Origin of the sequence: Sutcliffiella sp. NPDC057660, from assembly GCF_042800035.1 — a bacterium.
Taxonomy (GTDB): Bacteria; Bacillota; Bacilli; order Bacillales; family Bacillaceae_I; genus Sutcliffiella_A.
This window is the reverse complement of the sequence record NZ_JBHVHV010000006.1, coordinates 263541-274570: the sequence shown is the minus strand read 5'-3', so window position 1 is coordinate 274570 and position 11030 is coordinate 263541. Positions and strand designations below refer to the sequence as shown.

Genomic DNA, 11030 nt, shown 5'->3' with positions numbered 1-11030 from the left:
GCCCCATACAAAAGGTTAATCATATTCTTTTAAAAATATTTTTAAAAAGGAAAAACTCTTAAAAACGTTGATATAGCTACATTTATAGAGGGAGGATTCGTTAATATGACAACCGTTTTACATAGATTGGAGCAGCATCGAAATTTCTTTGCGACCGGCAGGACCAAGGATGTGGATTTTCGCCTGCAGCAGCTGGGTAAGCTGAAGAAGGCGATTGTAGAGCATGAGCAGGATTTGAACGAGGCATTAACGAAGGACCTGGGTAAATCCGCATTTGAGGCGTATGCTTCCGAGATCGGTTTTGTATTGGACAGCATCAGTCTTTTTATGAAAAATGTAAAAGGGTGGTCCAAGGTGCGAAGGGTGAAAACACCAATCGTTCATTTGGGGTCGAAAAGCTATATTTATCCGGAGCCCTATGGAACCGTACTGATAGTCGGACCATTCAATTATCCGTTCCAACTTGTCATGGAGCCGATGATCGGAGCAATGGCGGCGGGAAACTGTGTGCTCTTGAAGCCATCCGAATTCACCCCGAACGTTTCAAGGGTATTGGTGAAAATCATTCAGGATAACTTCGAAGAGGGCTATATCAGCGTAATGGAGGGTGGAAAGGAAGTCACCTCCGAGCTTATCCATGCACCATTTGACTATATCTTTTTCACTGGTAGCGTCGAAGTGGGGAAGATCGTCATGAAGGCAGCTGCAGAGAACCTTGTGCCTGTCACGCTGGAGCTTGGGGGAAAGAGTCCTTGCATTGTCGACAAGGATGCGAACCTGGAGGTAGCGGCGAAAAGAATCGTATGGGGGAAATTCATGAATGCTGGACAAACATGTGTCGCTCCTGACTATATTCTCGTCCACCGTGAAGTGAAGGAACAGCTCGTAAAAAATCTGGCTAATACCATCAAGGATTTTTATGGGGAAAACCCGCAAGAGAGCAGAGACTATGGACGCATTGTGAATGAACGCCAGTTTGACCGCCTTGTTTCCTTATTGGATGAGAGAAAGGTGGTTGCCGGCGGATCTCATCAAAGGGAAGAGCTGTTCATGGAGCCTACCTTGATGAACGAAGTAAGCTGGGATGACAAGGTGATGCAGGAGGAGATATTCGGTCCAATTTTACCAATCCTTGAGTATGGCGACCTGCAGCAGGCAATCGAGCAGATCAATTCGAAGCCGAAACCATTGGCATTATATCTTTTCACGGAAAATAGCAAAGTGGAGGAACGGGTGATCCAGAGCTGTTCCTACGGAGGCGGCTGCATCAATGATACGGTGACGCACCTTACCAATCCGAATCTGCCGTTTGGGGGAGTGGGGCCGTCCGGAATTGGCTCCTATCATGGAAAAGACAGCTTTGAAACCTTCTCACATAAGAAAAGTGTCATGAAAAAGAGCACAAAGGTGAACTTGAGCTTCATTTATCCTCCCTACTCGGAAAAAAGTATCAATTTTCTGCGGAAAATTATGAAGTAAGGAGATATCTTCCAAAGGGTCTAGGTCTATTTTGGCATTCCTTTTTCCTGACCGGTGTGTTAATATTTAGGAATACGAAATATATATGTAGGAAACGTGCGCTTAAAAATGGATCTTCGCTGGTGGAGATTCATTTTTCGTTTATCCTTTTTCTGTTCTTACTAGTCTAGGAAGGTGTATAAAATGATAGAAAAAAAAGTAAAGGAACCGTTGTGGACGAAATCCTTCATTATGCTGATGGTCGGGAACCTGTTTGTTTTCATGAGCTTTCAGATGCTGATCCCGACGCTGCCCCCTTATATAAAATCCTTGGGGGCTACCGGACTTGAAATCGGCTTGGTGACTGCCCTTTTCTCGATTGGTGCAGTTCTGAGCAGACCGTTCATCGGATATCTGCTGGAATTCAAAGCAAGAAAACCCCTTGTACTCGTCGGTGCTGTGGCACTACTATTGATTACCATCATCTATCCCATGTCCCAGGTTGTCGTGATCTTCCTTTGTTTCCGCTTTATACATGGGCTTGCATGGGGCTGGTCGACGACGGTCAACGGCACTGCCGCGGTTGATGTTATTCCGAAATCCCGTCTTGGTGAGGGGATGGGCTATTACGGACTATCCATCACGTTAGGTATGATCATCGCACCAAGCTTAGGGATCTTCTTGTATCAAGTTACTACTTTTTCCAACCTGATTTATCTTTCAGGTGTACTAGGAGTCATAGCGTTGGTTCTTTTAGGAATCGTAAACTATCAAACTCCTGAAGTAGTAAAGGAAGCCAAGCGCGAGGACTTGAAGTTTTCCTATATCGGATCCTTGGTGGAGAAATCAAGCTGGTACCCTTCGTTTATCACATTGGTTGCGACCTTCGGGTATGGAGCGATTGTGACGTTCATCGTGATTTTCGGAGAGGAGAGAGGGATTGAGCATATCTTTCTTTTTTATCTGTTCAATGCCGTCATGGCCTCTGTTTCTAGACCTTTTGCTGGTAAATGGTTTGATTCCCATGGTCCAAAAGGGCTTGTGTTATTCTGCATGACGCTATCCTTCATCGGCATGTGGGTGCTTTCCTTTGCCCATACCGACGCAATGATAGGCATTGCGGGTGCCTTGTTTGGTGTTGGATTCGGTTCCTTGATCCCTACCTTGCAATCTTGGACACTTTCTACGACACCCGACAATCGCCGCGGTGTAGCAAATGGCATGTTCTTTTCATCCATCGACCTTGGAATCGGACTTAGCGGACTGATCTTCGGCGTGCTCGCCCAATTCGTCGAGACAGCAACCCTGTTCCAGATCTCAAGCATCTTCCTGCTCTTCGCCATGTGGTTTGTAGTGGTGGAGGGAAGAAAAAAGAAGAAAACAAAAAGGGGCCTGACCCCCGCTGCGATAAAGTACTAAAGCAGCGGGCTCAGGCCTTTTCTATTTCCTTTACCCGCCCGACTTGTCCGTCTTCAAGACGAACCTTGATGCCGTGGGGATGAAAGCTTGATTTTGTGAGGATATCCTTTACAATTCCGGAAGTCAATTTGCCTGACCGCTGATCCTGCTTCAATACGATCTTTACAGATAGTCCCGGTTTTATATCCGTTCTATTTTGTCCATTCATTTGGAAAATCCCGTCCATTCTATTGAGGTTTTTGAACTGCTTTGTAATCATATCATAACCATTTGAAGTCACGCTTATATGGGGGAATATTGAAATGAATGGGACAAAAGCAAAGCGAGTCGGTCATTTTCTTATTCAATAACCCATTTCATCCAATAGCTCGATCATGAGATCAGGCCGGTTGGTGATCAATCCGTCTGCGCCACGTTCCAACAGGTAGCGCATCGTCTCCTTGTCATCGATGGTCCAGTAGTGGACCTGCAGTCCGCTGCGCTGTGCGTCGTTGATCAGCCGCTGGTTCGTCAGGTCGAAAATGCTTTGCTCCTGAGGAATCTGAAAAACGTCCACCTCTGGAAGGTAGAGGTTTCGCATGAAGAGCTTATGGAAAACGACGAATCTCGTGATTTCCTGTTCTCCTCCCGCAAGCGCCACACGCCCCTTGGCATAGGAGTCGAATTTCTTGATGATGTCCTGATCAAAAGCTGCCACGAGCACCTTATCCTCCATCTCGTATTCTTCAATCAACTCCCAGAGCTTCTGGGCCATCTCGTCATAGTTGTCAGGGGGGGTGCTATCCTTAATTTCTATTTCGATGCGCATGTCCCCAAATTCCTTAAACAGTTCCTCGACAGTGGGAATATAGACTCCCTTTCCACGGAAGCTGTTCTCACCGTTCAGATCCTGAAAGTGATAGCCTGCATCCAAGGCTTGAATCTCCTCGAGTGTCATGTCTGCCACTGCTCCAGTTCCGTCTGTGGTACGGTCTACAGTTGGATCATGAATGGCAACCAGATGTCCGTCCTTTGTGATATGTATATCCGTTTCAATGACATCGACTTCCATGTCAGCAGCCTGCCTGAAAGCCGCCATCGTATTGGAAGGTGCCAACAGCTCGCCACCCTGATGGGCAATAACCAATGGCCGATCGTTCTTGAAATAAGGCTTTTCTTCTATCTTACTGATGGGACTAAAGGTAAAAACCAAACATAAGGACACAACAATCGCCACCAAAAGCCCGGCTCCAAGCCCCACCTTGCGTCCCCACCCCCTCTTCCTGTTTAAAGGAATATTCACTTCAGCCATCCTTGTTCCCCCCGTAATCTCATAACATACTAATCTCATTATAAAATATTTGGAATAGTATGTATATGGGGCCTGACCCTCAACGCTTTAAAGCGTTGAGGGTCAGGCCCCTTCTTTAAATACTGAACGCCTTTTTCACATCCTCCACAATCTGATGTCGTCTGTATTCGAAGTAGAGGCCTTGGGTGAGCCGGTTGGAGTCACCGAAGAAGAAGCGTTCATAGAGTGTCTGCCTTGATCCGAAAGCACTCATGCTGACGTCCCAGGCGAGACGGAACAGCTTGATGCGGCTCTCTGCATCAGCGTAGGCAGCCTGGAAATACTGGTCGATGTCGCCTCTTATCGGGGAGTCCAGGTCAGCTTCGGTCGGAATCGTCACAAGACCGCTCGCACCAAGGAGCTGGAGGATCTCCATGAATCTCGGATAAAACTTGGGAAATTGCAGGGTAGCGACAGATAGGGGTGCAAGATCAGGCACCATCGTCCCCCACTGATCCGGTTTCGCCCCGATTTCGGATGCGAGGAGAAGTGCCTTATGATTCTCCAAGGCGATGATGATTTCACAGATTTTATCTTTCACATGCTGATATTCCCCGATGGCAATCGTGTCGACAATCAATTGCGCGACCCCGAGCACAAATTCCGCCTTCATGACCTGGCGGGAGACCACTTGATGCAGGACAAGTGGTTTGTAGCTGCTTTTTGTATACAGATTATTGGCGACCTCGATATTCTCCACCACAAATAGACGTTCCCATGGGACAAACACGTTGTCAAAGACGATGACAGAGTCCATCTCCTCAAAACGGGAGCCAAGGGGGTGATTGAATGGAGAAGAGTCATAGGCAAAGGATTCCCGGCAGATGAATTTAAGACCCTCCGTGTTGCTTGGGATGCTGAAGGCATAGGCGTAAGGCTCTTCAAACATTTTCAGCCCGGAGGAGGATACGATGATTTCATCGGTTATCCCACCCTGTGTCGCCAAAAGGCGTGCCCCCTTGATCACGATCCCCTCAGCATTTTTATCAACGATCCTTGCAGCGACGATATCATCATCCGATTCATAGTGCATGGAAGAACGGTTCACCTGCGGGGAGATGAATGTATGGGTAAAGGAAAGGTCCTTCCTGCTGGCAGACTCATAGAATTGCAGAAGGTTCTGCGGAAACCGGGGGCCCTGCTCTTTGAGAATATCAGATGCGGCTGCAAGGGCCATGATGTTGGTGTTTTTATAGTCAGGCGACCGTCCCATCATGCCAAATGAGGCTTTTGCCCACACCTGGATCATTTTTCTCCGTTTTTCAAGGTCATCTTTTTTAAAGGGGCGCAGAAAGGAAGTGCCGATAGGTTCTCCTGATTTTTCACACTCATATGTCATCAGATCTTTCAAATCCTTATCATGCTGCATATCATACAAGGCGGCCTGACTTTTCATCACGCCGGAAAAGGCGGGATGCTCGGAGATATTCCCCTTAATCCTTTTGCCGTTATGCCAAACATTCGATTGTAAACGGTTGATGCGGTCGATATATTGCTGTCCGCTGCTAATAGCCATCCTTTGTCCTCCTTGCTGGAAATTCTATCTATAATGTATGCAGGGGGTTCTGTCCTTTTGCAAGGAGGGGGCTGAAAAAATGGGGTTGTGTGGTATATTGTAAAAAAAGCACCTGGGAAGGAGCATTTTATCCATGAACAGTTTCCATCAAGTGGACACACCGTCCCTACTTTTAGACATAGGAAAATTAAAAAGCAATATTAATAGGATGAGTGGATTTGCGAAGGATCACGGTCTAAAGCTCCGTCCGCATATTAAAACCCATAAGTCGGTTAAAATTGCCAAGCTGCAGCTTGAAAGTGGGGCGGTCGGTATAACGACCGCAAAAATCGAGGAAGCAATCGTTATGGCAAGTGAGGGAATCAAGGATATTCTCATTGCCTATCCGATTTCCAGTCCTGAGAAAATCAAGCGGGTCATCGAGTTGTTGAACAAGGGTGTGGATCTGAAAATTTCAGTGGACAGCCTCGAGCAGATCAAGCTGCTGCAAAAGGAACTCGAAGCTACCCCTCATACCTTGGAAGTGTGGATCAAGGTGAACAGCGGCCTGAACAGATGCGGAGTGGAGCCGGGCAAGGCGGCGCTGAAGCTGGCGCAAGCAGTCCTCTTTTTATCGCATTTGAGGGTCGGTGGTATTTTCACCCATGCCGGACATTCCTATGGGGCAGCCTCCAAAGAAAAGATCGAGGAAATCGCACTTGCGGAGGCCAGTGCGGTTGTGGAGAGCGCTGAAGCATGCGAGAAGGCAGGGATACCGATTCTAGTGAGAAGTGTCGGATCGACGCCAACCTACGAGATCTCCGGAAAAGTGGAGGGGATTACGGAAGTGCGTCCAGGCAATGCAGTCTTTTTTGATGCCATTCAAGTGGGACTTGGTGTGGCTGCGCGCGCAGACTGTGCCCTGACGGTATTGTCATCGGTTGTTGGTGTGTATGAGGATAGAATTGTGCTTGATGCAGGAAGCAAAACGCTCTGCCTCGACAAGGGGGCACATGGACTGGATTCCGTAAAAGGCTATGGCTATATTCTCGGGTACCCGGAATTGAAGATCGACCGGCTTTCCGAGGAGCATGGCGTGGTCGTTTTTGATGAAAAGCCAACCCTGAAGCTGAACGATAAAGTCCGCATCATTCCTAACCATGCCTGTACGGTTGTGAACCAGTTTGATGAATATACCGTGGTGGAAGGGGATAGGGTGGTGGACACCTGGAAGGTCGATGCGAGAGGGAAACGGAAATAATGATAGAAAATGGAGATATCTTATGGAATTGAAAGCTTTAGCTGAAAAAATGGCAATGGTATATGCAGAAAATCCAAAGGTGGAAGCGATCATGATTGCTGGGTCCGTTTCGCGCAATTGGGAGGATTCCTATTCGGACATTGAGCTGCATCTCCTTTGGCGGGAGGCACCCGAAGACACGGATAGAATGGCACCAATCGAAAAGGTGAAAGGGAACATCATAGATTTCCATGAATATGAGGACGAGGAGTGGTCAGAGACCTACTGGCATGAAGGCGTGAAATTTGAGATCAGCAGCTTTTTATCTGAAACCATCAACAGGGTTATTGACGAAGTGGTGCTTCATCATGATACATGTCTGGACTTACAATGTAATGTGGCTTCCTTTGAGGATGGGAAGCCTTTATTCGGGCATGAGCTGCTCTTGGATTTGAAGGGAAAAATTAGTGTGTATCCAGAAGTGCTGAGAGAAAAGATGGTCCTGGAAAATCTGGACTTTGGCGGCCGTTGGGGGAACCGTGAAGCGCTTTTATATCGTGAGGATTGGCTTATGCTCTATCAGGTGATGGTCAGTGTGCAATCGAAGCTTATGGGGGCAATGTTCGGTTTGAACAGGATGTATGTCCATCATCCAGCCTACAAATGGCAGAGTCAGACCTTGGAGAGGATGTCTGTGCTGCCCGCTGGATTCGCAGAGAGAATGGAGCAGGTCTTGGTTCTTCACCCGGTTGAGGGGTTACGTGTTCTGGAAGGAATTATCCGGGATGTTTTCGCCTTTGTGGAAAGAGAAATGCCTTTCATGGACCTTCGTACATTTAAAGAAAAGAGCGTGTTTGTCAGGTCGAATTTATAGGGAAGAGTGAACCGGCTGGAATTGGAATGTGGCTTGGTATTCAAGTTGTTAGAATGATATCGTATTTTGTTAGAATGTCAGACAATGTTGTTAGAATGTTTGATCAATCTGTTAGAATGATCATGAAATCTGTTAGAAAGATCTGGAATAGTCGGCCAATATGCACTCGGGAATGAATAATTTCACTAAATCATTCATTTATTCTACCAATCACCCATTCACCAGCAAAAAAACTGTCCGAATGCCATCTGCAAGGCGTTTCGAACAGTTTTTTTTCAACAAATCAATCAGATTAAAGAACTCCCTCTAGCTCCTCCCAATAATGGCAGAGCGTCAGCAGACCTTTATCAAAATTCTTCAGCTTGAAGTTCTCGTTCGGTGCATGGACGTTATCAGTCGGCAAGCCGAAGCCCATCAGCACGATTGGAGCTTTCAGGATTTCATCCAGGTTGGAGACGATCGGCAGTGAGCCGCCGCCGCGGGTGAAGGCGGTTGGTACTTCAAACACCTTTTCAAAGGCACGGCTTGCCGCCTGGATGGCAGGGTGGTCAAATGGCGTGACAAATGGTGCGCCTTTGTCGAACAGGGTGACTGTCACTTCGACTCCAGGTGGCGTGTGTTCTTTTACATGCTTTTGCAGAAGCTCGAGTATCTCGTCCGGATCCTGGTCCGGAACTAATCGGCATGTGATTTTAGCATGTGCTTCGGATGGCAGAACGGTCTTGATGCCTTCACCCTGGAAGCCGCCATAGATCCCGTTTACCTCAAGTGTCGGGCGGACCCATGTTCTTTCCAAGTGGGTGTAGCCCTTCTCTCCGAACAATTCGGTTACCCCGACCTCATTCATGACGCTTTGCTCTGATGCATTCAATGCTTTAAAGGCTGCCTTTTCATCCTCGGTCAACGGTACGACCTTATCATAGAAGCCGTCGACCGTAATGACACCATCCTTGTCATGAAAGGATTGCAGAAGCTCTACTACGGCATGGATCGGATTCTGTACGGCACCCCCATAGAGTCCGGAATGCAGGTCTCGGCGCGGCCCTTTTACATCCAACTGGAATCCGCACATTCCACGCAGGCCATAGCAGATGGTAGGCTTGTCCTCTTCAATCATCGCCGTGTCTGAAACAACGATGACATCTGCTGCAAGCATATCCTTCTTTTCCTCGATGAAAGCAGGGAGGTTCGGACTGCCTACTTCCTCTTCGCCTTCAATACAGATCTTGAAATTGAACGGAAGGGTGCCGGTCGTTTTCAGGATAGCCTCGAGTGCTTTCAAGTGCATAAAGGTTTGTCCTTTGTCATCGCTGGCTCCGCGGGCATAGATGCTTTCCTCACGGATGGCGGGCTCGAAAGGTGCTGTGTCCCATAAGTGAAGCGGATCCACCGGTTGAACATCGTAGTGGCCATAGATGAGGACAGTCGGTTTTCCTTGTGCCTTCAGCCATTCTCCATAGACAATCGGATGCCCTTTTGTCGGATAGAGCTCGACATTGTCCATGCCAAGGTTGCGCAGTGCTGCTGCAAACCATTCCGCTGCACGGTGTGTATCTTCCTTATGGTCAGGTAGCGCGCTGATGCTTGGGATGGAAAGAAGCTCGAAAAGCTCCTCCAAATGCTTGTCCCGCTGTTCTTTTAAATAAGTTTGAAAGGTCATGCTTTTACCTCCTTCTTTTGTAGTACAGGTGCTTTTCTGTGTAATGTAGCTTGCTCATAGGCATAGCCGATCTGGATCAGGGTGCTTTCTTCAAATGCTCTGGCGGTGAAGGTCACGCCAACCGGTTTGCCTGTCTTTGTGTACCCGCCCGGAACAGTAATGGAAGGGTATCCGGCCTTGGCAGGAAGACTTGCACCAAAGTTATTCGGAGTCAGGATGGCATCCAATTCATACCCGTCCATGCTAGCATCAATGCCGCCCTCCTGTGTGCGATACAGGTCCCGTTCCCTGCTGACCAGGTATTCTTCCTCCGATAAAGTGCCGCTAAGATTCTCGGAATCTATCAGGACGGTCTGATCGTATTTGAGCATCTTGCCAGAGTCCTTATTGTTGAAGGCAATCAGGTCCTTCAGGCTTTTGACCTGTATATGGGAGCCGGTCTTGCTCAGATAAGCGTTCAGGCTTGGTTTGAATTCATAGAAAAGCGTGTGGTAGTCCCATTTCTCTTTTGCAAAAGGAATATTGACGTTTTCTACAACAACCGCTCCATTCTCCTTGAGACAGGCAATCGCTTCTTCCATGACAAGTGCTTCTTCATCAGAAAGATACGTAAAGAATGGGTCGCGTGCAATCCCGATTCGCATGCCATGCAATCCTTCTTTTAAAAGAAAAGAGGAATACGATAGGCCGGGGTTTGGATTGGAAAGGGTAGCGGAATCCTTGTCATCGGTTGCAGTGAGTGCACTCAAAACAATCGCTGCATCCGTTACGGTCCTAGCCATAGGCCCTGCCGTATCCTGACTATATGTAATCGGAATGATGCCCCTGCGACTGATCAAACCTACTGTCGGCTTGATTCCGACAAGGGAGTTCAAGCTTGCGGGACTAAGGATGGATCCGGAAGTTTCTGTGCCGATAGCAGCTGCGGCAAAATTCGCTGCAATGGCAGCACCAGAACCGCTGCTTGATCCACCGACATCAAACTGACCAGGACCATACGGATTCAGTACCTGACCTCCGCGGGAGCTGTAGCCGCTCGGCATATTTTTCGTCATGAAGTTGGCCCATTCCGTCATATTCGTTTTTCCCAGAATGATGGCGCCGGCATCCCGGAGCTGCTTGGCAACAAAGGAGTCTTCCGCAGCGTTATGCTCAGCCAAGGCAGCCGATCCGGCACTTGTGTGCATATGGTCGCCTGTATCAATATTGTCTTTTACGAGAACGGGGATGCCGTGAAGAGGTCCCCGTGCACCTTTACGTTTTCTTTCGAGGTCAAGTGCTTTTGCAATGAAGACTGCATCAGGGTTGATTTCAAGAATCGAATTCAGGGCGATTCCCTTTTTATCGTGCTGCCCGATCCGATGAAGGTACATAAGAACCAGTTCTTTCGAGGTGATTTTCCCGTTCTCGAGCGCCTCCTGCAGTTGCTCGATTGTCGCTTCAGGCAACCATTCATTCACTAGCCCAGCAAGCTTTGGATGATACATAGCCGCTTCCTCCTTTGATTTTCTTCTGCTATTTAATAAAATGAAAAAATATTCCTTTATACTTCAT

At 47.8% G+C, this 11030-nt stretch carries 9 protein-coding genes; 4 read left to right on the top strand and 5 right to left on the bottom strand.

Going from position 1 to position 11030, the window contains the following annotated elements:
* Positions 1-105 precede the first annotated feature (105 nt).
* The gene (locus ACFVAD_RS08850; RefSeq protein WP_386638305.1) at positions 106-1479 is read left to right on the top strand and encodes an aldehyde dehydrogenase; all 1374 of its coding nucleotides are present in this window, start codon (positions 106-108) and stop codon (positions 1477-1479) included.
* A gap of 183 nt (positions 1480-1662) precedes the next feature.
* Entirely contained in the window at positions 1663-2877 is a 1215-nt protein-coding gene (locus ACFVAD_RS08845; RefSeq protein WP_386638302.1) for an MFS transporter, read from the top strand.
* Between the two features lie 10 nt (positions 2878-2887).
* On the opposite strand, the gene ACFVAD_RS08840 is transcribed toward ACFVAD_RS08845, so the two are convergent.
* From ACFVAD_RS08840 to hpaB, 3 genes are all read right to left on the bottom strand, one after another.
* Positions 2888-3085 (bottom strand): YwbE family protein, encoded by a 198-nt coding sequence (locus ACFVAD_RS08840; RefSeq protein ID WP_386638342.1) that lies wholly within the window; start codon positions 3083-3085, stop codon positions 2888-2890.
* 135 nt (positions 3086-3220) lie between these two features.
* On the bottom strand, positions 3221-4168 hold the full coding sequence (locus tag ACFVAD_RS08835; RefSeq protein WP_386638299.1) for a glycerophosphodiester phosphodiesterase family protein: 948 nt from the start codon (positions 4166-4168) through the stop codon (positions 3221-3223).
* Positions 4169-4283: 115 nt separating this feature from the next.
* The gene (gene hpaB, locus ACFVAD_RS08830; RefSeq protein WP_386638297.1) at positions 4284-5723 is read right to left on the bottom strand and encodes a 4-hydroxyphenylacetate 3-monooxygenase, oxygenase component; all 1440 of its coding nucleotides are present in this window, start codon (positions 5721-5723) and stop codon (positions 4284-4286) included.
* Between the two features lie 133 nt (positions 5724-5856).
* Between hpaB and ACFVAD_RS08825 the strand changes: the two genes are divergently transcribed.
* The gene (locus ACFVAD_RS08825) at positions 5857-6963 is read left to right on the top strand and encodes a D-TA family PLP-dependent enzyme (RefSeq protein WP_386638294.1); all 1107 of its coding nucleotides are present in this window, start codon (positions 5857-5859) and stop codon (positions 6961-6963) included.
* 22 nt (positions 6964-6985) lie between these two features.
* Positions 6986-7816 (top strand): DUF4037 domain-containing protein, encoded by an 831-nt coding sequence (locus tag ACFVAD_RS08820; protein ID WP_386638291.1) that lies wholly within the window; start codon positions 6986-6988, stop codon positions 7814-7816.
* A 292-nt stretch (positions 7817-8108) separates the two neighbouring features.
* Here ACFVAD_RS08820 and ACFVAD_RS08815 read toward each other — a convergent pair whose 3' ends face one another.
* Entirely contained in the window at positions 8109-9476 is a 1368-nt protein-coding gene (locus ACFVAD_RS08815) for a dipeptidase (RefSeq protein WP_386638289.1), read from the bottom strand.
* Positions 9473-10963, bottom strand: a complete 1491-nt coding sequence (locus ACFVAD_RS08810; protein ID WP_386638286.1) for an amidase family protein — start codon at positions 10961-10963, stop codon at positions 9473-9475. The genes ACFVAD_RS08815 and ACFVAD_RS08810 overlap by 4 nt, the downstream gene beginning before the upstream one ends.
* Positions 10964-11030 lie beyond the last annotated feature (67 nt).